This window comes from Methanoculleus marisnigri JR1 (assembly GCF_000015825.1).
In the GTDB taxonomy this organism is placed as follows: Archaea; Halobacteriota; Methanomicrobia; order Methanomicrobiales; family Methanoculleaceae; genus Methanoculleus; species Methanoculleus marisnigri.
Map to the genome: position 1 here is coordinate 90,149 of NC_009051.1, position 23,755 is coordinate 113,903.

Annotated in this window: 26 protein-coding genes; 24 read left to right on the top strand and 2 right to left on the bottom strand. The window is 63.6% G+C overall.

Annotated features, from left to right (window positions below; all coding sequences use genetic code 11):
- The first annotated feature begins 3 nt into the window (after nt 1–3).
- The 9 genes from lon to MEMAR_RS00515 all read left to right on the top strand — a co-directional run bounded on the left by lon (nt 4) and on the right by MEMAR_RS00515 (nt 8,888).
- Nucleotides 4–2,385 carry an endopeptidase La gene (lon, locus tag MEMAR_RS00480; protein WP_011842953.1) on the top strand — a complete coding sequence of 794 codons (2,382 nt, stop codon included), beginning with the start codon at nt 4–6 and terminating at the stop codon, nt 2,383–2,385.
- Between the two features lie 206 nt (nt 2,386–2,591).
- A complete protein-coding gene (locus MEMAR_RS00485) occupies nt 2,592–3,350 on the top strand; it encodes a hypothetical protein (RefSeq protein WP_011842954.1) in 759 nt (252 codons plus the stop codon).
- Nucleotides 3,351–3,385: 35 nt separating this feature from the next.
- On the top strand, nt 3,386–3,787 hold the full coding sequence (locus MEMAR_RS00490) for a hypothetical protein (protein ID WP_048063702.1): 402 nt from the start codon (nt 3,386–3,388) through the stop codon (nt 3,785–3,787).
- A 23-nt stretch (nt 3,788–3,810) separates the two neighbouring features.
- The gene (locus tag MEMAR_RS00495) at nt 3,811–4,257 is read left to right on the top strand and encodes a hypothetical protein (RefSeq protein ID WP_011842956.1); all 447 of its coding nucleotides are present in this window, start codon (nt 3,811–3,813) and stop codon (nt 4,255–4,257) included.
- Between the two features lie 362 nt (nt 4,258–4,619).
- Nucleotides 4,620–5,837 (top strand): hypothetical protein, encoded by a 1,218-nt coding sequence (locus MEMAR_RS00500; protein WP_143706278.1) that lies wholly within the window; start codon nt 4,620–4,622, stop codon nt 5,835–5,837.
- 73 nt (nt 5,838–5,910) lie between these two features.
- Complete coding sequence (locus MEMAR_RS00505) at nt 5,911–6,687, top strand: LolA family protein (RefSeq protein WP_011842958.1); 777 nt, start codon at nt 5,911–5,913, stop codon at nt 6,685–6,687.
- Nucleotides 6,688–6,978: 291 nt separating this feature from the next.
- Entirely contained in the window at nt 6,979–8,073 is a 1,095-nt protein-coding gene (locus MEMAR_RS12370) for a carboxypeptidase-like regulatory domain-containing protein (protein WP_011842959.1), read from the top strand.
- A gap of 1 nt (nt 8,074) precedes the next feature.
- Entirely contained in the window at nt 8,075–8,335 is a 261-nt protein-coding gene (locus tag MEMAR_RS12845) for a hypothetical protein (protein ID WP_011842960.1), read from the top strand.
- Nucleotides 8,250–8,888 carry a hypothetical protein gene (locus MEMAR_RS00515; RefSeq protein ID WP_048063704.1) on the top strand — a complete coding sequence of 213 codons (639 nt, stop codon included), beginning with the start codon at nt 8,250–8,252 and terminating at the stop codon, nt 8,886–8,888. Before MEMAR_RS12845 ends, MEMAR_RS00515 begins: the two co-directional genes overlap by 86 nt.
- Nucleotides 8,889–8,902: 14 nt before the next feature.
- Here the strand turns inward: MEMAR_RS00515 and MEMAR_RS00520 are convergent, their stop codons facing one another.
- Entirely contained in the window at nt 8,903–9,388 is a 486-nt protein-coding gene (locus MEMAR_RS00520; protein WP_011842962.1) for a helix-turn-helix domain-containing protein, read from the bottom strand.
- 103 nt (nt 9,389–9,491) lie between these two features.
- Here MEMAR_RS00520 and MEMAR_RS00525 point away from each other — a divergent pair, with 103 nt between their 5' ends.
- The 14 genes from MEMAR_RS00525 (at nt 9,492) to MEMAR_RS00585 (ending at nt 21,542) form a co-directional block, all read left to right on the top strand.
- A complete protein-coding gene (locus MEMAR_RS00525; protein WP_011842963.1) occupies nt 9,492–10,271 on the top strand; it encodes an ATP-binding cassette domain-containing protein in 780 nt (259 codons plus the stop codon).
- Entirely contained in the window at nt 10,268–10,975 is a 708-nt protein-coding gene (locus MEMAR_RS00530; RefSeq protein WP_011842964.1) for a GTP-binding protein, read from the top strand. The genes MEMAR_RS00525 and MEMAR_RS00530 overlap by 4 nt, the downstream gene beginning before the upstream one ends.
- A 4-nt stretch (nt 10,976–10,979) precedes the next feature.
- Nucleotides 10,980–11,597 carry a (Fe-S)-binding protein gene (locus tag MEMAR_RS00535; protein WP_011842965.1) on the top strand — a complete coding sequence of 206 codons (618 nt, stop codon included), beginning with the start codon at nt 10,980–10,982 and terminating at the stop codon, nt 11,595–11,597.
- Nucleotides 11,594–12,835, top strand: a complete 1,242-nt coding sequence (locus tag MEMAR_RS00540) for a methanogenesis marker 16 metalloprotein (RefSeq protein WP_011842966.1) — start codon at nt 11,594–11,596, stop codon at nt 12,833–12,835. Before MEMAR_RS00535 ends, MEMAR_RS00540 begins: the two co-directional genes overlap by 4 nt.
- Entirely contained in the window at nt 12,832–14,124 is a 1,293-nt protein-coding gene (locus tag MEMAR_RS00545) for a cysteate synthase (protein WP_011842967.1), read from the top strand. The genes MEMAR_RS00540 and MEMAR_RS00545 overlap by 4 nt, the downstream gene beginning before the upstream one ends.
- Nucleotides 14,117–15,238, top strand: coding sequence for a sulfopyruvate decarboxylase subunit beta (comE, locus tag MEMAR_RS00550; protein WP_011842968.1), 1,122 nt, complete (start codon nt 14,117–14,119; stop codon nt 15,236–15,238). The genes MEMAR_RS00545 and comE overlap by 8 nt, the downstream gene beginning before the upstream one ends.
- A gap of 174 nt (nt 15,239–15,412) precedes the next feature.
- Complete coding sequence (locus tag MEMAR_RS00555; protein WP_245526619.1) at nt 15,413–15,625, top strand: hypothetical protein; 213 nt, start codon at nt 15,413–15,415, stop codon at nt 15,623–15,625.
- Between the two features lie 188 nt (nt 15,626–15,813).
- Nucleotides 15,814–15,969: a hypothetical protein gene (locus MEMAR_RS13060; RefSeq protein ID WP_187147927.1), complete on the top strand. Its 156-nt coding sequence runs from the start codon at nt 15,814–15,816 to the stop codon at nt 15,967–15,969.
- A gap of 74 nt (nt 15,970–16,043) precedes the next feature.
- The gene (locus tag MEMAR_RS12375) at nt 16,044–16,772 is read left to right on the top strand and encodes a carotenoid biosynthesis protein (RefSeq protein WP_011842971.1); all 729 of its coding nucleotides are present in this window, start codon (nt 16,044–16,046) and stop codon (nt 16,770–16,772) included.
- Between the two features lie 86 nt (nt 16,773–16,858).
- Nucleotides 16,859–18,334: a phytoene desaturase family protein gene (locus MEMAR_RS00565; RefSeq protein ID WP_011842972.1), complete on the top strand. Its 1,476-nt coding sequence runs from the start codon at nt 16,859–16,861 to the stop codon at nt 18,332–18,334.
- 8 nt (nt 18,335–18,342) lie between these two features.
- Nucleotides 18,343–19,167, top strand: a complete 825-nt coding sequence (locus MEMAR_RS00570; protein WP_011842973.1) for a phytoene/squalene synthase family protein — start codon at nt 18,343–18,345, stop codon at nt 19,165–19,167.
- A gap of 6 nt (nt 19,168–19,173) precedes the next feature.
- Entirely contained in the window at nt 19,174–20,028 is an 855-nt protein-coding gene (locus MEMAR_RS00575; RefSeq protein ID WP_011842974.1) for a prenyltransferase, read from the top strand.
- Nucleotides 20,029–20,226: 198 nt separating this feature from the next.
- The gene (locus MEMAR_RS00580) at nt 20,227–20,943 is read left to right on the top strand and encodes a hypothetical protein (RefSeq protein WP_011842975.1); all 717 of its coding nucleotides are present in this window, start codon (nt 20,227–20,229) and stop codon (nt 20,941–20,943) included.
- Between the two features lie 158 nt (nt 20,944–21,101).
- Nucleotides 21,102–21,542, top strand: coding sequence for a hypothetical protein (locus tag MEMAR_RS00585; protein ID WP_011842976.1), 441 nt, complete (start codon nt 21,102–21,104; stop codon nt 21,540–21,542).
- Nucleotides 21,543–21,577: 35 nt separating this feature from the next.
- Here MEMAR_RS00585 and MEMAR_RS00590 read toward each other — a convergent pair whose 3' ends face one another.
- Nucleotides 21,578–22,510, bottom strand: coding sequence for an AEC family transporter (locus MEMAR_RS00590; protein ID WP_143706279.1), 933 nt, complete (start codon nt 22,508–22,510; stop codon nt 21,578–21,580).
- Between the two features lie 486 nt (nt 22,511–22,996).
- Between MEMAR_RS00590 and MEMAR_RS00595 the strand changes: the two genes are divergently transcribed.
- Complete coding sequence (locus tag MEMAR_RS00595; RefSeq protein WP_011842978.1) at nt 22,997–23,740, top strand: DUF6345 domain-containing protein; 744 nt, start codon at nt 22,997–22,999, stop codon at nt 23,738–23,740.
- The last annotated feature ends 15 nt before the right edge of the window (nt 23,741–23,755 follow it).

Here is a 23,755-nt window from a genome sequence, read left to right on the forward strand (position 1 = left end):
ACCATGCACTCACCAGAACCAGACACCAGCAAAGAGTACATCGTCATACCGCTCTTCGAGACCGTGGTCTACCCCGAGACCCGGACGAAGCTCCAGGTCGAGACGGCCATCGGGGAGGCGCTGATCGCCGCCAAGAGCGACGGATCGGCGTCCGCGGTCGGGCTGACCGCAAAGAGCGGGGCGGAAACCCCTGAGGATCCGGCCGACGCGCTCTATTCGACCGGGAACCTCCTTATGATCGCGCACGTACAGCCTGCAGACGACGGCTACCTGGTCTTTGCGCACGCAACGAGCCGGGTGAAGGCCGTAACCCTCTCAGAGAGGGACGGGCTGCTCTACGCCGCCTGTGAACCCCTCCCGGACATACCGGACCTCGACGAGGATGCCCGGGCGAAGACGCTCGCAGACGTCAAAGCGGCCGTCCACGAGATCAGCGGAAACTTCCAGGGCTCCGAGCAGTTCACCCGCCCCGTCGACAGGATGGAGTCCGTCGACCAGATCATGGGGTTCGTCATGCCCTTCATGCCGGTGGACGTCGAACAGAAGCAGGCCCTCCTCGAGACCGTCTCCGTCCGGGAGCGTCATGCCGCGTTCCTCGACCTCCTCGTGAACATGAACGAGAACATCAACCTCCGGATTGAGGTGGCCAGGAAGGCCTCCGAGAAGGTCGGGAAGGCGAACCGCGAAGCGATGCTCCGCGAGCAGCTCCGGGTGATCCAGGAGGAGCTCAACGGCTGCGAGGGCTCGTCGGGCGAGGAGAACTACCGGGAGCGGATTGAGCGCTCGACGATGCCTGAGGAGGTGCGGAAGAAGGCGCTCGCCGAGCTCAAAAAACTCGAGTCGGGCGGGAGCCAGCACCACGAGAGCCAGGGGATACGGAACTACCTCGACCTCCTGCTCGACCTGCCCTGGACGGTCGAGAAGAGGAGCATCGATATCGAGGAGGCCCGCCGGGTGCTGGAGAGCAACCACAACGGCCTCGAGAAGGTCAAGGAGCGGATCGTCCAGCATCTTGCCGTCATGAAGCTCAAGGAAGAGAAGCAGGGCTCGATCCTCCTCCTCACCGGCCCGCCCGGCACCGGGAAGACGAGCCTCGGTCGGAGCGTCGCGGACGCGCTGGGGAGAGAATACGTCCGGATCAGCCTCGGCGGCGTCAAGGACGAGGCGGAGATCCGGGGACACCGGCGGACCTACGTCGGGTCGCTCCCCGGCCGGATCATCCAGGGGATGAAGCGGGCGGGGGCGAAGAACCCGGTCTTCATCCTCGACGAGGTCGACAAGCTCGCCGTCTCGTATTCGGGAGATCCGGCAAGCGCCCTCCTCGAGGTCCTCGACCCCGAGCAGAACAGCACGTTCTCGGACCACTACCTGGAGGTGCCCTACGACCTCTCGGACGTGCTCTTCATCGCGACGGCGAACAGCCTCGCGACGATCCCGGCGCCGCTCCTCGACCGGATGGAGCTCATCGAGATCTCGGGCTACACGAAGAACGAGAAGTTCGCGATCGCAAAAGACCACCTCCTGCCGGAGACGCTCGAGGAGCACGGCCTGACCGCGGCTCACCTCCGGGTCGAGGACGAGGCCGTCTCGGCGATCATCGACCGCTACACCCGGGAAGCGGGTGTCCGGGCGCTCAAGAAGCAGCTTGCCCGGATCGCCCGGTATGTCTCCGCAAAAGTGGTCTCGGGGACGGTCGACCTCCCGGTCGTCGTGACGGCGGAGATGCTCCCGGAGATCCTGGGCCGTGAGACCGTCCGGCCGGACATGGCGCGGAAGGAGAACCAGCCCGGCGTCGTGACGGGGCTCGCGTGGACGCCGGTCGGCGGCGACATCCTCTTCATCGAGGGGACGTTCATGCCCGGCAAAGGGAAACTGACGCTGACCGGCCAGCTCGGCGACGTGATGAAGGAGTCGGCCCAGATATCGCTCAGCCTGATCCGCTCGAGGCTCGCGGCCACCACGACCGGGTTCGACTTCTTCGCAAGCGACGTCCATATCCACGTGCCGGCGGGGGCGACCCCGAAGGACGGGCCGTCGGCGGGCGTGACCCTCTTTACGGCCCTCGCTTCCCTGGTCACCGGGAGAACGGTCGACCCGACGGTCGCGATGACCGGCGAGGTGACCCTCTCCGGTGCCGTCCTCCCCGTAGGGGGGATCAAGGAGAAGGTCCTTGCGGCACACCGGGCCGGGATCAGGACGGTCATCCTCCCGCGGGAGAACGAGCGGGACCTCGAGGACGTTCCTGAGGACGTGCGGCGCGATCTCGCGTTCGTGACCGTGGAGACGATCGAGGACGTCCTCCGCGAGGCGCTCGGGGTAGAACTCCACGGGCCGGTCCTGCCGTATGCGGGGAAGAACCGGTGCGTGCCCATGCACGACCTCTGAAGATCATTCGGGTTCGGGCACCTCCTCTTTTACCCTGCCCCGTGCCTTTTTTTGCTCACCAGGCCCCGCCCGGGGAGCCTATTGGCCCAAAGCTGCCTGACGTGTAGACGGTCGTGACAGAAATCGTTTATAGAGGGACGTCGACCTCTCCCGCGTGGACGCCGCGACCTGTCCCCGGAGGTCGCCCGTCACCTAGAGGAAACCTCATGAATCAAACTCATATAGGAGCTATCGCCCTCACATGCTGCATCGCGTTCTTTGCCGGTGCCCTCTTCACGTGCGTGCTCGTCCATAACCCCGAACCCCCCGCCCCCACACTCCGGCAGAACATCTACGGCCTCCCGCTCTCGGAGATGTGGGCGATCGTCCAGGACCGGACCGGTGTCGAGAACTCGACGGCGGTCCTCGGGGATTTCCGGCTCGTGATCGACGGGCACGGGGCGGTCGAACAGTTAAGTTTCGAGTTCTACGGAGACGATACGGGTCTCCCCCACTGGTATCGGGTTGCGGCGAGTTCGACGGGGAGAGTGACCTGGAATTCCCTGGAGGTCGACAGAGTACCTCCCGGAGAGCATCCGCTCACCCTTTTCACGGAGATTGAGCGGATTCCCTACCGGGAGCTGGCCGGTGAGAACGGGATCCTGATCGTCGGCGTCAGTTCGCAGTCGGGAGGCCTGGGATACGATGCCAGTTATGGAGACCTCTACGCCCTGCGCCAGGGCGAGTTCATCCCCTTGAAGCATGTGGGGTTCAACACGACGGAACCCTGGTACACTATCGACGTCTCGCACGGGGTAAAGGACGGTTCCGGACTGGTAGGTACCTACTACTGCACGATCTTTACGCTCCGCGATCTCGTCAAGGCCGAGAGGGTGTACTATCCGGACGGGAGATTTTTCTGGCCCCCACCCGGTTCGCTCCCGGCAGATACCGATGAATTACCCGGATTGGGGGCCGCCTCTTGATGCCAGACGATCCGCTCCGGAGACAGGATGGTCATATGAAGCCTGACAGGGAACGCCTGATTATTGTCGGGACCCTCGCGTTCGTCGGCGTCATTCTCCTCGTCGCGACGGTCGTGTTCGGAGTTACGACCTTCGTCACCCTGATCACGGGAGTCGACGGTCTTCCACAGGAGCTGGATGTGCGGGTGGTCGGGGAAGAAGAGCTGCAGAACGCATCCGTCATTCACCTGACCGACCGGGACCTGCAGCAGCACCCGGTTCTTGCCACCGCGATCCGGGAGGCCGGCAGCGAATCCAACGTGCCGGCATCCGCGCCGGTTCCGATGACGGGAGTCGAATGCCTCGTACTCACCGAGTCCTGTGGTGTGTATACGGCGAATGCGCCGATCCTCGAGTACGACGGAGTATACTACGCCACCCGCGTTCTGATCCATTAGAATCGTGTCAAAACAGGTGCAGAATGGAAGAAGGTAAGAAACCCGGCAACCGGCTCAGAACGGCGGGGTTCGTCGTCGTGTTCGGTCTTGCCGGCATCGTTGCGGTCGTGCTCGGCTTCATGCTCGCCGATGCCCTCCTCATCTACGCGATGGAGGGTTCGGGCGGGCAGCCGATGCTCTACGTCATGGAGAGGACGGATGTGCAGCCCGAGTGGGGCATGGTCGTTCCCCTGACCGAGAAGGACTTCGCCGACCACCCGGCGCTCGACGCGGTCATCCGTGGCGATGAGCGCAACCCGTCAGGATGGGAGTGGGGTATGAGCGACCGGCGCTTCATCGGGGGAACCAACGTCTCCTACGCGGAGAGCAGGGCGCTCCAGGACACTTACGGCCCCGACCGGGAGACGTGGGTCTACCCGCACCTGGAGTACGAGGGGGCGTACTATCTGGTGGTGACGACGTGGTCGTGAAGGGGTTCTGCCATGCGATGATACCCCGGTGGCAAGGCACTTGCCCTCCGGCTGCGGGCCAATTGCCCGGGTTGCCCCGGACCAATCTGCGCGGTGTTAATTCCCGGCCTGGTGTGGCGTTTTCTCAGTTTGATTCAATTCGCCAGGCCCGACGTGTAGATACGTGCCACAGAAATCGTTTATAGAAGAACGTTGACGTATCCACCGTGGATGCTGGAATCAGTATCCCGTGATGCGCGGGGACCGCCCATCCCCGGTTGACGCCCGGATGAGGCACCCCGCATGCCCGGAGGCAATGGGAATGTGTGCTCTTCCCGTACTTGAAGGTATGCCCCTCCTGCCTTCGGGAGGAGGAAAACGAAATGAACGGAAAAATTGAAATGCGAGCATTCTCCGTGCTCCTAGCACTGCTGCTGGTGAGCGTGGTTGTGGTATCGACGGCAAGTGCGCAAACGGGTATAGATGCGATCGCTGAGGAAGAACTTGCGGATAGCGTAATCATCACTCCCGACTTCAGTTCTCAGGACATTGTCGTTTCACCATCGTTAGGGGAAGACGACCTGATAACACTGGTGTTTCCGGAATCCTGGATCAAGGATCGGAATTCAGCGGATTATTCCGATCGGGTTGAGCTTGTTGATGCACACGTGTTACTGAAAAATGAGTGTTTTGATGAAAAGACTGGATTGAGATACTTCTCTCCCGTTCAAGTAACTGAAGCCCAGAGTCTGAGTGTGTTAAGGATTCCGAAAAAAATGTTTGAACTTTCGCTTGCCATGAACGACGGGAGCATCTCATTTCCTATGAAGTATTTTACCGCGTACCCGGACATGCAGACCATGCTGAGCGAAGTGCGCGTAGCCACCCCCTCTGAGCCCGAAGTCTACTCACCTGAGAATGCACGATCCGCTTCGTATGTATCCCCACCCCTGCATGGTGAATGGGCACAATACAATGTGAACTCCCAGTACGCGGGCAGGCCGGTTCATCTTGAGGGATTGATAAAGCCCGGTTCGTTTACGAACAACGGTCATGAAGGCGCAATCTATCATGAGCGTGAGATTTATCTGGATGGTGGAGACGCGATTGAGTACATATTCTATTACGACGAGGATTATTATGGTGACAAAGTATGGCTGGGCGCAGCGATTTACGATAATAGTGACTCATTCCAGGGATGTCCGACAATTAAGTGGTTCGATGCAACCTCAAGACATTGGTACGATTACGATTTCACGATAAGTAGCGCTGGAACCTACTACATCTGGTTCAGGGATTGCACGACAGGTAGCTGGAAGGAGCATATTTACTACGACAACGACGACCCCTCCGCTTCGATCAATCGGATCTGTGGTTCCGCTGAGATCTATGCCGACGTGCCTGTTCAGTATTCATTCGAGGCGATAACGGATCGCATGATCGATGAATACGTGAGAACAAATGACGGACTAACGAAACTTCCCGGGGAGGTTTTCTCCTGGGCCGCTTACACAGGTGAAGACAGGACGTACTGCTTTATGAATGCATGGATCGCCTCGGGTAGGATCACCACATACCACGAGTGCGATAGCACCTTATAACCTATTTTTAAGAAATGAAATTGTATTGAGGTGTTAGATGCAATCGCGACGATGGATCCCCTGGGTGCTGATAATGGCCGTGTGCGTGACGGCGGGCTGTAGCATAATCCCGGCTACCCCGGAACCTTTGCCACCCGACGAGGCTTTACCGCCAGAAGAAGCACTTCCTCCCGGCCCTGAAGTTGCCGCGAAGTTCGCCGAGACGTACGACTCGCTGCAGGATTTCTCTGCGACGGTGACGACCGTATCGGATCGCGGAACGTTCTGTGAATTGGTCTGGTTTAAGAAGCCGGATCGGTTCCGCGTTAACTACCTTGAAGGACATCCCAACAACCCTGAGCACCACCCCGCGAAGGAAGGGGATCTCGTTGTTTTCGATGGCGAGACGCAGTGGCACTACGTCAATGCTACCGGAGAGGTTCTCTACGTCTCTGCCCGGATGCGCAACTATACTTTCAGTGAAGAGTACGCGACGGGAGCTTTCGACGCTCTCGGCCTGATCCGGAACCTGCTTGCTGACCATGAGTGCTCGTTATCCGGGGTGCGAACCGAGGATGGAAAGATGATTTACGTGCTTGAGGTTGCGAACACCACCCGGATAGCGGACACTCCGGATCCCCGACGGTACCCGGTCTACGCCGTGAATGCCGGGGTTGAGAAAGATTCATGGATCCTCAGGAGAGCCGACTTCTTCAACGCCAGGGGCGAGACTGTCCTGATAGTAGAGTACCACAATGTCACCTGGAACACCGGGATCCCGGAGAGCCTGTTCCAGTACAGCCCGCTGGAGGAGGCGATCGTCAAGCCGATGAGAACCGTGGCGATTACCCCTCCCTACACCGGCCCCTGAGGGGAGCTGGGTAGAAGTACATCATCCATGACGGCGACGTGGTGCTCGCTCTCTGAGGACGGGCGCGCCCCCGGTTCCCGGCCCGCAGCGGCGTTGTTCGGCTTCAAAATCGATCGGGAAGGCCCGACGTGTAGACGATTGTCACAGAAATCGTTTATAGAAGAAGGTCGACCTCTCCCGCGTGGATACCGGTATCCGGGGGCGCGGGTCCGGTCGTGCGACCCGTCAAAAATCGGGCCGGTACTACCGGATCGGGACGATTTACCGGGACTGAACGGTGAGGAATTGAGAATGAACGGAACAACCAGAACATTGACCCTCCTCCTCGCGCTGCTGCTCGCGGCCGTCCCGGCGGCGGGCGCAGATCTCGGTCCCAATCAACACCTGATCCCGGAACTGAAGGTGAACGAGTCGATCGAGACGATCGCCATATCCGGGGTGTTGAGCCTTCAGCCGGAGTGGGACGGGAGTGTGACCACCGGGATACCGTTCGGCTCGATCATGGTTCATACTGCCGACGCAAGAACACTGATCTTCGATAGCGACGGGAACCAACTGCTCTCCATCAGCGACGAACTCTCTGCAAAAGTCCCCACCCCTGCGGGTGTCGAGAAGCCCTGCACCTGGGTGCACCAGCTCCCGAACGACTCCCGGGTCTATCATCACGACAACGCGACCTTCATCTTCGGCAAGGCCGGGAACCTCATCCTGACCGTCATCAACGAGCACCCGCCGCCCGTCGAAGACCCGATCACCATCAACATCACCTCCCCGGCCGAGGGCGAGACGGTCTGGATCGACGTCGTGCCGCCCCGCGTCGCCGTCGTCGGGGAGGTCCACGCCCCCACGGGTCTGCACAACGTGGTTGTGCGGAGCGGAACCGGGGAGGTCTCGTGCGGGAACCGGCCCGAGTTCGCCTGCTCGGTCCCGGTCTCCGCCGGGGAGAACACGATCACCGTCGTGGCGGGCACCCATGGACGCCGGGCCGAGAAGGCCGTGAACGTGACCGTCCGTATCGGTCTCCCGCCGCCCCCGGCGATCGCCGTCTCGGGCAGGGTGACGGACGCCGGCGGCAACCCGGTTCCCGGTGCATTGGTGCGGTTCGAGTCGGTGTTTACGCTCGACGACGAACCCCTTGCGGGGACGAACGTGACCGGGGAGGACGGCGGCTACCTGGTGGAAGGCGTCTTCGGCTACCGGCAGACCATCACGGTCGAGAAGGAGGGCTACGCCCCCCTCCGGGAGGAGTTCCTCTTTGAGAACCCGACGAACAATCTCGACCTGGAACTGGAACCGTCGAGCCGGACGGTCCCGGGGTTCGATTCCGCGGTCGGGGTTCTCTCGCTTCTGGGGGTCTTCCTCCTCATCGGCCGGAGGGGGTGGTGAGATGACAGAGAGCGGCTCAGTAATCCCGGCGCTCCTCCTTACCGCCGCGGTCACGGCGCTGGCGGCGGGGTTTGCGGCTTTCGCGCCCGTCGCGGAGGTCACCGTAACCCCGCACGAGCAGATTGCCCCACAGGATCGGGCCCCGGTTCATATCGACTTCTTCACGGAGAAGAGGGATGCCCCGGTCGAGGGCGTGGATATCCTCCTCCTCGATCCGGCGCTACGAACTCGCGGTCTACGATACAGAGGGTATCCGGGATAGCCTGCTTTCCGGCGAACCGCTGGCGGTGCATATCGCCGGGCAGCCCTGCACGGCGGATCTCGAGGAGTCGTTGCACGGCACCGGCTCCTTCACCGGCACCCTTTCCGGGGACGGCAGGGCGCACCTGACCATCAGCGGCGACGTCCTTCGCGGCTATTTCGAGATCGGCGGCGTCGCATACTGGGTGGAGAGCACCGGACGGTACGACGCCGAATCCCCCGGGAAGGTCCTCCACTATGTCCACTCCTCCGCCGACGTAAAAGGGCTGAGCGGCTGCTATCTCACGCTCTACAACATCAGCAACGGGGATCTGGAGGATTCCGGATACCCTGCCGACTGGACGAAAGCCGACTTCCTGAGTGGCGGCCACGAGGTCGTCCCGCTCACCGATACCGATCTCGTCGACCTCCCTAAAGTGAACGAGACCCTCCGCACCGGCTTTATGGAGGTGCCGCTCTCCTACAACGAGACGATGCGCATCGTAAAGGGTTACCGGGGGAAGATCGCGGAGTATCGCGGGAACTACTACGTGATCGACTTCTTCGAGAGTTAGATTGTGGCGATCCCCTAAACCCTCTTTGCTATCGTCTCGATCGCCTCGATCAGCGTCTGCTGCTGCGGCTTGATGATCGCCACCGGGCAGTCGGCGATCTTCTCCACGATCGGCGCGAGGATGGGGGCGCAGATGATCCCGAGCGCCCCCTCTTTATCCGCCCGGACGGCGGCGATGATGCACTCTTCAAGGGAATCGGCCGCGTAGCCCCGGATGTGGTATTGCTTCCCGCCGATGGGAAGGTCGCGGTTGTCGATCTCGTCGAGCAGGAACCGGGCCGCGATCACCGCGATGAAACTCTTCTCCCGGGGTTCGAGGACGTTGACGATCCGCCGGACGGTCGAGAGGCGTGGGTCCGCCCTGCCCGACGTGAGTTTGTAGAGGGTTGCGGGCGGGATCCCCGCCCGTTCCGCGAGGTCGCGGATGCTCATATCCTGCCGGGCTAGTTCCTCCTGGAGCGCGTCGGCAAAGTCGGCTTCGAAGATCTTTCGCGAGAGCATTGTTCTACTATAGTCATATCTATGAGATAATATTTTTCCTGATTTGGTTAAGAGTTCCGCTATGGAGAACAATCCTTATCTTCCTGCATGACGACCCTCCCGCATGGACCCCTCACCCATCCGCGAGATCACGATCCTCCCCGGCCGAAACCGGCATGGCGAACCGGAGCGGTTCGATGCGATCACCATCCGGTCCGGCGACACGATATCCATCGTCGGCCCCACCGGTTCGGGGAAGAGCGCCTTCATCAACGACATCGAGGTCTTCGCCCGTAACGACACTGCCACGGGACGCACCGTCCTCGTCAACGGGGAATACCCTCCCGAAGAGTTTGTCCGCGACCCGGCGCACAAGCCCGTCGCCCTGATCACCCAGAACACCCGGTGCCTCGCTGACCTTGCGGTCGCCGAGTTCCTCTCGATGCATGTCCGGTCCCGCAGGATCGCCGACGACGGGCTTGTCGAGAGGACGATTGCCCTTGCAAACGAGTTCACGGGCGAGGAGATTCGTTCCGGCGCCCGGATGACCGCTCTCTCCGGGGGGCAGACCCGGTCGCTCCTGGTGGCGGACGCCGTCCTCATAGCGGCTGCGCCGGTCCTCCTCCTCGACGAGGTGGAGAACGCCGGGATCTTCAAGGAGCGGGTGATCGAGGTGCTCCGGGCCGGTGGGAAAGCGGTCGTCTTCGTCACGCACGATCCTCTGGTCTCCCTCCTCTCCGCCCGACGGATCGTGATGCGGGACGGGGCGGTCGAACGGGTGATCGAGCCTCTCGACCGCGAGAATGAGGCGCTCCGGGAGGCCCTCCGCCTCGACGGCATCCTCCGCCGGATGCGGGAGCAGATCCGGGCGGGCGACCTGATCACGGGACCGGTCGGGGCATGAGGCTCGCCGTCGTCGCCGGTCCGCCGTCGGCCGGGAAGACCGCCGTCGTGCGGCAGACCATCCGCTCTCTTCTGGACCGGTACCGGATCGCTTACCTGAAGATCGACGTCGTCCGGGCGTTCGAGGACGAGGAACTCGCGGCCGAGTTTTCGATCCCGGCACGGAAGGTCTGCTCCGGCGACCTCTGCCCGGACCACGCCGGGGTGATGGTGATGCGGGACGCCATCGCCTGGGCCGAGGGGGAGGGCGCCGACCTCCTCCTGGTCGAGAGCGCCGGGCTCTGCCTGCGCTGCTCTCCCTACACGACGCAGGCGCTCGGGATCGTCGTCCTTTCCGCCGTATCGGGGACGAACACGCCCCTGAAGATGGCCGCGATGCTCGCGCTCGCCGACATCGCGGTCGTGACCCGGATTGATCTCGTCTCCCAGGCCGAGAAGGAGGTCTTCCGGGAGCGGATCCGAGAGGTGAACCCGGACCTCGATATCGTGGAGACGAACGCCGTCCAGGGGACCGGGATGCGCTACCTCCTCCGGGCGATCGAGGGCTGTCCGCCGATAACCGATCCCGATACGATCGTCCTCCGGGGTGCGCCGCCGCTCGGGGTCTGCACCCTCTGCATCGGGAAGACCGAGATCGGATGGCAGAACCACTTCGGGGTCGTCCGGAGGCTCGAGGGTGCCGATTATCTCTTCCGGGGGGACTAGTCCGGTGGCGTGGAACCCACCGGGGAAGGATTGCGGGGCCTGCGGCGCTCCGACCTGCGAGGCGTTCCTCGCCCGGGTCCGGCGGGGAGAGAAAGCCCTCCCGGACTGCGTCTTCTACCCCACCGGGACCGCACCTTCCCGGTTCGAGGGCGAGGCCCGACACTCCGGTCGCGACGTCCTCGGCGGCGAGTACGACTTCATCCTCGATCCCCTGCCCGGGGAGGTCTCGGCCAGGAAGATCGTCCTCCCCTTCCGCCCGGACCTCGTGGAGAAGTGGGGGATTGCGGCCGGGGATATCGTCGTCGGGAGGCCGGCCGGCGCGGGCTGCCCGGTCCAGCATGTCCTCTCGGTCATCCGCGCAAGCCCGGTAAGCGGCCTCCTCACCTGCCTGGTCGTCGGCCCGGAGGTTTCGCGGGGCGGAGAGTTTAAGGACGTTGAGGCGTACCACATCGTCGGTTTCGAGGGGATTGCCCGGACGGTGCGGCGCGAACCGGTATTCGGGATGCGGCAGCGGTTCCTGCCCGGCTACTGCATGATGAACCTTACGCACACGGGTGTCGTGAATATGATTCTCGCACGGTCCTCGGGTCTCCATGTGCGGGTGGAGGATATCAGGTTATGAAGACGATAGCAGAGATCGACGAGAAGATCCGGAACGGTTCGGCGGTCGTCTACACCGCCGCGGAGTTCAAGCGCCTCATCCGCGAGGGTGCCGATATCACGGCCGCAGAGGTCGACGTGGTCACCACCGGGACCTCTGGCGTGATGTCGGGGACCGCGGCGATCCTCTCTGTCCCGGTCGCAGAGCCGGGGACGTTCGAGCGGGCGGAGCGGGCCTGGCTGAACGGTGTCCCCTGCATGCCCGGCCCCTGCCCGAACGAGCGTCTCGGAATCCTCGACCTGATCGTCTCGGGGACCGCACATGCCGGGGCCAGCTACGGGGGCGGCCACCTCTTCCGCGAGATCGTCGAGGGCCGCGAAATCGAGGTGGTGGTGGAGGCCGCCGACCGGTCGATCGAGGCCCGGGTGACACTCGACGACTTCTCCTACGCCCGGCTCTTCACCACCCGGAGCGCTTTTAGGAACTACACCGCCTACGTCAACACCAAACCGACCCGGATGAAGACCATCTTCTCGGTCACGGGGCTTCAGGGGCCCTGCCGGGAGGTCTCGGTCAGCGGGTGCGGCGAGATCAATCCCCTCCAGAACGATCCCGCACGGCTCGCGATCCGGGACGGGACGCCTGTCTTCCTGAACGGCTCGGCCGGTATCGTGACCGGGGAGGGGACCCGGAGCACTCCTTCGCGGCCGAACCTCACGGTCATCGCCGATATGGCCGGGATGCAGCCCCGCTACATGGGCGGGTTTGCGACCTCCGCGGGTCCCGAGTGCATCACGAGCCTCGGCGTCGCGATCCCGGTCCTCGACGACCGGCAGGTCGCGGCCCTCCGCGTCCTCGACGAGGAGATCCCGCTCCCGGTTGCCGACATCAACACCCGCACCGTCCTCGGGGCAGGGACTTACGCCGACGTCTGGCAGCGGCCTGATAGGGAGGTGGCCTACTATCCGGAGTGGTGCGAGGGGTGCTCGGCCTGTGCTGCGGCCGTAATTTGCCCGACGGGCGCGTTTACCCGCGAGACCGGGATCGACCGCGACCGCTGCCTCGGCTGCACCGCCTGCATGGCCTCCTGCCCGAACAACGCCCTCGAGGCCGGCGAGGGCTCGATCCGGGTCCGGGGACGGCGTGTCCCGATCACCCTCCGCCAGTCGGGCCGGACGCTCGCGGAAGACCTTTGCCGGGACGTAAAAGAGCGGATCCTCGATGCCCGGTTCACTTTCACCGGGGGCGGGGGGCGGTGAGGGAGAAATACCTCCTCCACTGCCCGGGGTGCGGCCGGCTGTTCCCGGACAACTACACCCTCGACTGCCCCTTGGGGTGCAACGCCCTCCTCCGAACGGTCTACGCCGAGCACCGGCTCACTCTCCGGGATCTCCCCGGGATCTTCCGCTACTCTTCGTGGCTTCCCATCGAGGGCCATCTCCGGATCGACGCCGGCCCGGTCTCTTACGCGAGTGAGGGGCTCGCCCGGGAACTCGGTCTCTCAAACCTCACCGTCACCTTCTCGGGCTACTGGCCCGAGCGGGGCGGGCGGATGGAGACCTGCTCCTTCAAGGAGCTCGAGGCGCAGCCGACGGTGCTGCGCCTCGGGGAGAAGGGCGCCGGGGTCCTCCAGATCTCCTCGGCGGGGAACACCGGCCGGGCCTTCTGCCAGGTCTCGGCCCTGACCGGGGCCCCGGTCGTGGTGGTGGTCCCGGCATCCGCCGCCGACCGGCTCTGGACGACGGTTCCGGCCCCGAACGTCTGCCTCATCACGGTGGAAGGGGACTACTCCGACTCGATCGCGTTCGGGCGGGAGGTCTGCTCGCTCCCCGGTATCGTCCCCGAGGGCGGGGCGAAGAACGTCGCCCGGCGGGACGGGATGGGGACGGTGATGCTCGATGCGGCACTTTTTGCCGGCCGGCTCCCCGACGCCTACTTCCAGGCGATCGGGAGCGGAACCGGTGGGATCGCCGCGTGGGAGGCGGCGGAGCGGCTCGTCGCCGACGGCCGATTCGGTTCCCGTCTCCCGACCCTCCACCTCTCCCAGAACCTACCCTTCGTCCCGATGGTCCGGGCCTGGGAGGCGGGGAGGCGGGAGATTGTTCCTGAGGTTGATATGCCCGACGCCGAAGCCTCGATCGTCCGGGTCTCCGCCGACGTCCTGACGAACCGCCACCCGCCCTGGGAGGTCCGCGGTGGGGTCTACGATGCGCTCGCGGCCTCGGGCGGGAGGATGTATGCGGTCGCTAACGACGACACCCGGTCTGCCGGCCGGCTCTTTGAGGCGACGGAGGAGATCGACCTCGACCCGGCTGCCGCGGTCGCGGTCGCCTCGCTCATCCGGGCGGCGGAGGAGGGATTCATCGGCCCGGATGACCACATCCTCCTGAACGTCACCGGCGGGGGCTACGCACGTGCGGCGGAAGACCTCGACCGCTACCCGGTTGAGCCTTACCTCCGGGTCCGGGCCGGTGAGGCCTTCGCAGGGGATGTGCGGGACGCCGTCCGGGGCTGGCTCGCGGAGCAGGAGGTGGTTGTCCGTGCGTGAAGGATGCGTCCTCGACCGCCTCTCCGCCCTCGGGGTCGATACCGTGGCGTCCCTCCCCTGCGACCGGACGCAGGAGTTCTGCGCCCTGATCCCGGAGCGGTTCCATGCCGTGAACCTCACCCGGGAGGAGGACGGTGTGGGGATCTCGGCCGGGCTCGCGATGGCGGGGGGGCGACCGGTGCTCCATATGCAGAGTTCGGGGCTGGGGAACTCCTTGAACGCTATCATGTCCCTCACCGTCACGTTCGGCCTCCCCCTCCCCGTCCTCGCGAGCTGGCGGGGCGTCTACCGGGAGGCGATCCCGGCCCAGGTGCCGTTCAACCGGGCGGTCCCGGACGTGCTCCGTGCGCTCGGGATCCCGCATACGATCATCCGCGACCCTTCGGATGAGGGATTGATCGATGAGGTCGTCCAGGACGCCTACGATTCCATGCGGCCGCACGTGGGGCTGATCCTCCCCTCGTTCTGGGAGGGAACGGAGGAGGCCTGCCCGGTGGAGCAGCCGCCCCCGCCCCGGGCCCGCGAGTCGGCGCTCGAGTACCGGCGAACCTTCCGGGAACCGGTGATGGCCCGGAACGACGCAATCCGGGCTATCGCCGACAGCCTGGATGGGGAAGCGGGCGTCGCGAACATCGGGGTCCCCTCAAAGGAGCTCTACGCGGCCCGCGACCGGGACCTGAACTTCTACATGCTCGGGAGTTACACCCAGGCGACGCCGATCGGGCTCGGGCTCTCGCTCGCGACGGATAGAGACGTCGTCGTCCTCGACGGCGACGGGAGCCTGCTCGGGACCGCGGTCCTCCCGGTGGTGGCGGCGGAATCCCCGTCGAACCTCACGGTCGTCTGCCTGGACAACGGGGCCTTCGGCAGCACCGGAAACCAGCCCACCCCGGCCTCCGGCCTCGTGGACATGGAGCTCCTCGCCCGTGCCGCCGGGATCCGGCGGACCTGTATGGTGCAGGACGAAGAAGAGCTCGCCGACGCATGGGAGAACCGGGTACGGGGTCCGAACTTCATCCACGTTGTGTTGAAGCCCGGGAATGCGGCGGTCCCGAATATTCCCCTCACTCCGGCGGGGATCCGGGAGCGGTTCGTGCGGGCGCTTCGAGGGTGAGGGCCCTGAGACGGTCCACGTGGAAGCGGAGCGGGTGTTCTCTCGCTGCCGGGAGCTGCCAGGTCACCACCTGTGTTGAACGTATAGGGAAGTTGGACAGAAGACGTACATGAGCGGACGTTCAGATCTTTGTTGCAATAGCGAGGCGGGTGAAGCATGCAGCGCAGGGTATCGATGGACACACTCTTAACGGGACTGCTTGCCGCGATGCTCCTTCTCTTGCTCTTCTACGACCCTATCAGGGGGCTCCATCCAGCACTCGACCCTCTCTTCATGCTCTCTGGTCAGGCTATCGGTCTCGTCTTCTCGGTGCTCATGGTATTCTGCATCGTCGGGTTGGTGCTGATGATCGGCCGGCGCCTGTACGGCTTTTGCCGTGGGGGATGACGGCAGTTATCCGGATAGAGCTTTTCTCCGCACAGGGAGATCCGTTCCGGGAGCGATCAACCTGGATGCGAGCGTCTCTCTTAATCCATTGTGGAGATCAAGGCTCTTTATTTCCGGTAACAACTCCCGGAAGTGTAGATGAACGTGACAGAAAACGTATATCCCCGAACGTCCAGGTCACTACATACATGGAACGCAACCACATCGCCCTGTTGCTGGCCGTCGGCATCGCGGCCGGCCTGTATGGGGCCGTCACCTACCAGTGGATCCTGATGCTCGTCATCGTCGCAGTGGTGGCGCTGATCCTGGTCGCGAGCGACGTCGCGGGGCGGATCGGGGCGTAGCCGGCGGCGATCGCGGCACGGCAGACCCGGTCATACCGGTCAACCTTTATCCCTCCCGCCGCCCCCTCCCGCTCATGCGCATCACCCGGGCGGCGCTCCTCCTCACCGCCTTCGCCCTCTTCCTCGCCGCCTACCTGGTGGTCCGGTTCGACGACCCGGTCCCGTCCGCCGTCCCGGTCGTCTTCCTGGTCGGGCTCGCCCTCCCCTCGTACCTTGCCCTCGTCCGCTGGCTCGGCCCCGCCCGCGGCATCGCCCTCCTCCTCCTGAGCCTCCTCCCGCTCGTCGTCGAGGCCTATGCCGTCGCGACCGGCATCCCGTATGGGGAGTTCACGTATTCGGCCGACCTCGGCTACCGGGCCTTCGGTCTCGTCCCCTGGACGGTCGCATTCGCCTACCTCCCGATGCTCCTCGGCGCCGTCACCCTCGCCGCGGCCGCCGCCGGGACCTCCTGGAGCCGGCTGGTCCCGGCCGGGGTCCTCGTCCTCCTCCTCGTCGACCTCGTCGTCGACCCGGCGGTCGTCCACGCCGGCCTCTGGGTCTGGCTCGCGGGGGGCGCATACTACGGCGTCCCGGCCTCGAACTTCGCGGGCTGGGTCCTGACCGGAACGGCCTACATCGCCCTCTTCCGGCTCGTCGCGGGTGCCCGGCCGATCCCGGGGACGGTGGCGGCGAGCCTCCTCCTTGTCCTCGCCTTCTGGACCGGCTACCTCGCCCGGAACGGCCTTGCGGTACCGGCCCTCCTCGGGGCCGCGCTCGCCCTTGCGACCCTGCCGGTCATCCTCAGGGACGGGTCGCCGCGCTGACCACCCGTTCCGTGCCCCCGATACCAAGGTTTATATTCCATATGCTTCTTCCTGCACCCGTTTTCTCATTCCGGCAGGAGGAATCTATGCGAGCTGTAATTGTTGGGGCCGGGTTCGGGGGTCTCTCCGTCGCCGCCCTTCTTGCGAAGGGCGGCTTCGACGTCACGGTCGTCGAGAAGAACGAGCGGCCCGGGGGCCGGGCGAGCATCCACCGCGACGGGGGGTTCACGTTCGACATGGGGCCGTCGTGGTACCTGATGCCCGACGTATACGACCGGTTCTTCGCGGAGTTCGGGAGGAGCCCGGGAGACTACTTCCCGCTCGCGAGACTCGACCCGTCATACCGGGTCTTCTTCGGGACCGACCGGGTCGCGGACGTCTCGGCCGATCTCGAGAAGAACTACGATCTCTTCGAGTCGTTCGAACCCGGAGGAGCCGGGAAACTCCGGGGTTACCTCGCCGGGGCGGAGGAGACCTACCGGACAACGATGGACGACCTCCTCTACCGGGACTACCGGAGCATCCTCGACTTCTTCGACCGGCGGCTCCTCTCCCGGGGAAGGAAACTCCATCCCTTCGAGAACCTGGAGTCCTTCGTCAAGAAGCGCTTCGCAAGCGACGAAGCCCGTAAAATCGTCCAGTATTCCATCGGTTTCCTCGGCGGGTCGCCGGAAAACACCCCCTCGTTCTACCACATCATGACGCATATCGACATGAACATGGGCGTGTGGTATCCGGAAGGGGGCATGCGGGCGGTGGTCGAGGCTCTGGTCTCGCTCGGCCGGGAGTTCGGGGTCGAGTACCGCTACAACGAACCGGCGACCGCCATCGACGTGGAAAGGGGGCTCGCACGCCGGGTCGTCACCCCTCTCGGTGCGCACGAGACCGATATCGTCGTGGTGAACGCGGACTACCCGTTCACGGAACTCTCCCTCCTCCCCGAAGGCTCCCGGTCATACTCCGCCTCCTACTGGAAAAAGAAGGTCCTCGCCCCGTCCACGTTCGTCGCCTATCTCGGCGTAGACCGGGTGGTCGAGGGGCTCGCGCACCATAACGTCTTCCTCGAGCCCGACTGGGAGGAGGGGTTTGAGACGATCTTCGACCCCAAGAAAGCCGCCTGGCCGGAGAATCCTTCATTCTACGTCAACGTCCCCTCGCGGACGGATACGACCGCCGCCCCGAGCGGCACCGATACGCTCTTCGTCCTCGCGCCCCTCGCCCCCGGCATCGAGGATACACCGGAACTCCGCGAGCGGTTCTACGACCTCCTCATGAGCCGGATGGAGGAGATCCTCGGCGAGAATATCCGTGACTCGGTCGTGTCCCGGCGAATCTTCGCGCTCTCGGACTTTTCGAACCGTTACAACGCCTACCGGGGCACGGCGCTCGGTCTCTCCCACACCCTCCGGCAGACGGCGCTCTGGCGCCCCGCACACCAGAGCAAGCGTGTCAGGAACCTCTACTACACCGGCCAGTATACCCACCCGGGGATCGGGGTGCCGATGACCCTGATATCCTCCCAGATCGTCGCCCGCGAGTTGACCGACCGTTACCGCCGGTGAGGTGCCCCTTGATCGACCGGACCATCTACAATATCTTCAGGCGGGGGAGCAGGACCTACTTCTACTCGACCCTCTTCTTCCCGCCGGCGGTGCGGGAGGATGTCTTTTCGCTCTACAGCTTCGTCCGCACCGCCGACGACTACGTGGACGCCGTGCCGCAGGAGATCGAGGAGTTCTACGCTTTCGCCGACCGCTACGCCGCGGCCGAGGCCGGGGAGGCGACGGGAGACGTGGTGGTCGAGTCGTTCGTCGACCTTGCAGGGCGCAAAGGCTTTGATCCGGCATGGACAACGGCATTTCTCCGCTCCATGGAGAGCGACATCATCGTCGGCTCTTACCGGACGATCCGGGACCTCGAGGGCTATCTCTACGGTTCGTCCGAGGTGATCGGGCTGATGATGGCCCGGATCCTCGACCTCCCACCGGAGTCGTACGCTGCGGCGCAGAACCTCGGCCGGGCGATGCAGTACGTCAACTTCATCCGCGACATCGCAGAAGACCTCGCTCTCGGCCGGACCTACTTTCCTCTCGAAGAGATGGAGGCGTTCGGGCTTGATGACCTCTCGGCGGCCGCGGCTTCCCGTGACCCCGGGGGATTTGCAGCATTTCTCCGGTTCCAGCTCCGGCGCTACCGGGAGTGGCAGGAGGCGGCGGAAGCCGGGTTCGGGCACATCCCCCGGCGCTACCGGATCCCGATCCGGACGGCGTCGGATATGTACCGCTGGACGGCCCGGACGATCGAGCGCGACCCGGCCGTCGTCCACCGGCGGAAGGTGAAGCCGTCGGTGATCCGGATCGTCTCCGGCGCCGCAACAAATACCCTGAAGGCGTGACGGCCCATGCCTCCCCGGCTCCTCTCGCTTGCCTGGCGGGTCTCGCGGTTCCGGTTCTGGATCTACACCGGCGGAACCTACGTGGTGGGCTACGCCCTCGGGATGGACTCCTGGACGGCCTTCTTCGACCCCGCGTACGTCCTCTTCCTGCTCTACTTCTTCTTCCCGGCAAACCTCTTCATCTACGGGGTGAACGACTGGTGGGACCAGGACACCGACCGGTTCAATCCAAAAAAAGACGTGAAGGAGTACCGCATCAGTGATGCGGACGGCCGGAGCCTGCTCCTCCTCCTCGCTCTTGCGGGCGCCGTCAGCCTCGCGCTCCTTTTCGTGCTCGACACTGTCGGGCGGGCGCTTCTCCTCGCGTTCCTCTTCCTCTCCTACTTCTACAGCGCTCCACCGCTCCGGTTCAAGGAGGTCCCGGTCCTTGACTTCTCCTCGAACATGCTCTACGTCGTCCCGGGAATCCTGGGCTACTACCTCGCGAGCGGCGCCCTCCCGCCGCTGGCTCTCGTCATCGCCGGCTACCTTCACATCTCCGCAATGCACCTCTTCTCCGCTATCCCCGATATCGGATGGGATGCGGCCGCGGGGATGACGACGACGGCCGTCGTCCTCGGGAGGCGACGCTCGCTCCTCCTCTGCCTCGTCTTCTGGTCGGGGCTTGCCGCCCTCGTCATCTGGCTCGCCGGTTTTGCTCCACTCAGCCTGCTCGTCCTGATTTACCCGGCCGTCCCTCTCGCCCTCCTCCTCCGGGAGAGCCTCTCCATCGACCGGGTCTACTGGTATCTGCCTTTCGTCAACACCGGCCTCGGGGGGCTGGTCTTTCTTCTCGCGACCCTCCGGACGGTGGCGGGGTAGGGAGGATGGCCTTTCGCACGGTTCCCGGCTCCGGCTTGCAGGCGCCACAATGATGCTGGGAATCGATAAGGGGTGCCTGATGCGTAGACGGGTGCCACAGAAAAGGTTTATAACTGAACGTCGATACCTCACCCATAGGTACCGGTATCCGGGCATGCACAGTCCATCCCCCGGTTCGGCACTCGAAGCGAGGCCTGTATGAAGGTTGACTTTGTTTTCAAGGCGTTCACTGCCATCTTTGCCATGATTGTCATCCTGTTCCTCCTTTCCGCGTTTACCGAGACCGTTCTGCCGGGCAACTTCTACCGGATCTCGATCACCGATCTACCCGGTCCTGCCGTGAACGGCACCACCACGGTCATGGTCCCGCTCCCGGCGAATGCAACGGGTGAACCGGTGATCCCGGAGGGGGCATTCTCCGGCGACCGGGTCGTCGGGTGGCAGGCAGAGATCCGGGAGACGCCGTACGGGAAGATGCTCGCGTTCACGACGACGGGAGAGTATGCGCCCGATATATCCGTATCGTTTGAGGTGGTGCAGACTGAAGATGAACTGCAGCGGTTGCCCCTGCACCAGCGGCCTACCAACCTGACCGCATGGGAGATGAAGAGGGAGCCGCGGCTGCTCGTGCCCGTGCTTGCGACACCCGATAACATGAGCGTCGCTGAGTTTAGCCGGGTTTCGAGCGGGACCTACACCTCGGTTGTATTCCTCGATGGCTTCGTCCCGTCGCCGGAGGATGCAGCGGTGGTCACGTTCAGCCTCGACTACCGGGGAGTGGGGGGCACGAAACGCTTGATGAGAGAGAATACCTGGACGACAATGGTGAATACGGCCGTTGTGAGCACTGAGTCCGGCTTCGTCCCGGTTCCGGCCGATTACCGGGTTATCGCAGGAGGTATCGGGTTCCTATGAGGATCAGGGCTGTACGTCTCTACGGGATTACGGTGACGGCTCTTGCCGCTGTTGGGGGGATTCTTGACGACCTGTTACGGAAACCCGTTGCCGTGATCGTGTGCGGAGGAGAGAAGGCCTATGATACAGGGTAAGCGCGGTCTGCGGAGGATGCTCCGATGAAGAGGAGATCGTTAACATGGCTCTTTTTCTCTCTTTCGGCGGCGCTGCTCGCGGCCCTGCTCCTCCTCCACGCACCGGGCGCGGGCGCTGTGCAGGACCCGGTAGAGGTGTCCGCCCCGGCAAAAGAGCCCGGGAGGGCCGGGAACCTGACCGTCATCCCGGCAACCGGGGATTCGAAACTCCCGCAGGCCGTCCCGATCCCCTCGTCGTGGAGGGATATCGAACCGGAGAGATGCGAACCGACTGAAGAAGATTGGGCTTTCGTCAGAGATGCCGCAACGGATCTATCGGAAGAAGAGAAGACCCGGTTTGTTACGGAGATCAGAAAGATATTCGCCGGGGAATCGGCACTTCCCCGGGAGGAGCAGGATGTTCTGAAGAGGAGACTCGGGTACTACCTGGTTGAGGCAACCGGGGGAGCCGGGACGCCTCCATAGCTGCAGTCGGTGTTCGGGTCGCTCTCGCTCCCGTCCTACAGCATCACCGTCGCGATCAGCGGAATCGTAACGAGCGACCCGATCGTCGAGACGAAGACGATCTGCGACGCGAGCCGGGAGTCGGCGCCGTACTGCTCCGCGAAGATGACGGTGTTTGCGGCGGCGGGCATCGCGGCCATCGTGATCATGATCCCGTTGATGTAGGTGTCGGCAAAGACCGGGGCGAGGAGGTAGCAGTAGGCCGCCGGGACGGCGAGGAGGAGGACGGCGCTCGCGGCCCAGATCCGCCAGTTCCCGACCATCTCCCGGGCCGGGAACGTCGCGAGCATCGCCCCGACGATGATCATGGCGAGCGGCGTCGTCACCCCCCCGAGGAGTTCGATTGAGTCGATGAAGGGGGAGGGGATCTCCACCGAGCCGAGGAAGAGGGCGAGCCCGACGACGGAGGCCGCGATCCCGGGGTTTAAGAGGAGTTTTGGATCGAACCCCTTCCCCCTTCCTTCGGTCAGCATCGCGATCCCGACCGAGAAGACCAGGACGTTGAAGAAGAGGTTGAAGATCGCGACGTAAAAGAGCGACTCCTCTCCAAAAAGCGTCAGGGCGACCGGGAACCCCATGAACCCGACGTTGCCGAAGACGATCGCGAACTGGAGGACGCCTTCCTCCGCGGCCGGGACCCGCATGGCCTTCGAGACCGCCCAGGCGAGGGCGAACGAGAAGACGTAGAGCATCCCGGTCGCGAGGACCAGAGTCTCGGCCCCGGCGAGGCGCTCGGGGGTGAAGGGCACCTGCATCGAGGCGACGATCAGCGCCGGGATGGTGATGTTGATGAGGAGCCCCGAGAGCCCCCGGGTGGCCCGGGGGTCGACGATCTTTGCGGAGACGGCGACATAGCCCGCGGCGATCAGGAGGACCAGGATGAAGATCTGGTCTGCAACTATCAGGAAATCCATGATCGCGCCGTTCATGAGGGCTCCGCTCCGTCCGGTTCATCAAGGTGAGTGCCGGTACCCCTTTACGGTTCTGCTCGGGGGGTATGGGGTGCAGTGAGCGAGCGGGAGCCTGCCCGGGTTTTAGAGCGGGGTTTTTCGGGATCGCGGCGTGTTCCTCGCACAGAGGGCGCCTCGCCCGCGTAGAGGGGAGGGGTGTGGCTGTCCGGGACTGTGGGTGTCGGCGGGTCCTGTCTCCAGGGGCGGGGATTATTGTCCTGCCATAAGAAGGTTTATGATGTGTTCGGTTCCAGCCGAACGATGCCTGCTGATTTTATATGTTTTAATGACCTCAAAATGCGTAAGGTGCCGCATGCGGTACCCGTTTGTGTGCGGGGGTCGCCCATCCCCGGTTGACGCCCCGGATGACGCGCCCCGCAAGCCCGGAGGCAAAGGGAACGTAAGCGTTCTGCGTGCTTAAATATGTGCCTTTTCTGCCTCCGGAAAACTACAGGAGGAAAGTAAATGAACGGAAAAACCGGATTGCAGGCATTTCCCATGCTCCTGGCGCTGCTGCTGGTGAGCGTGGTTATGGTGCCCGCAAGCGCATACTATTATTGTTGTGCAGAATGGGTGAACAACTATCCCCCACCATCCGACTTGGAGCACAATGATGAAAACGCACAGGGGTTTTACTACCAGCTCGGTGGTGACTCATCCTGGTGGGGAGACTTTATCTATGGCGATGGTCAGGCCCTGGAAAGACACTGGAAAGATCCCAGTAAGTCCGGAAACGGTATAGACTATATTTACACAGATGATACACATTTTGCGTTCTTTTCGGGCCATGGTGCCCCAGAAGGATTTGCATTTTCCTCCTCCCAAGACGATACCTTCCTGAGTTACAGTGATGCTCTCTGGGGAAACACGCAGATGGACTGGATTACCATTGATGCCTGCACTGTTCTGCGCGAGAATAGCCATACAAATTGGTACAATGCATTTGGCGGCCTACACTCGATGACCGGGTTCCATACTGAATGTCACGATGTCTCGGACAGAGGCTCTAACTTCGTACACCGGATGGTCGGTACGTGGACCACCCAACCGATCATCACGGCATGGTTCATTGCAGCGAAGGATACAGAGCCTTCGACCACGTATGCGGCAGCCCTTGCCCGAGAAGGCTGCTGGTCCGATTATGTCTACGGGCACGGGAGCCAGGGGACACCCGGAACGTCGTTCCTGTACGGTACGTACCAGTGTTGAGGTGATCACATGAAC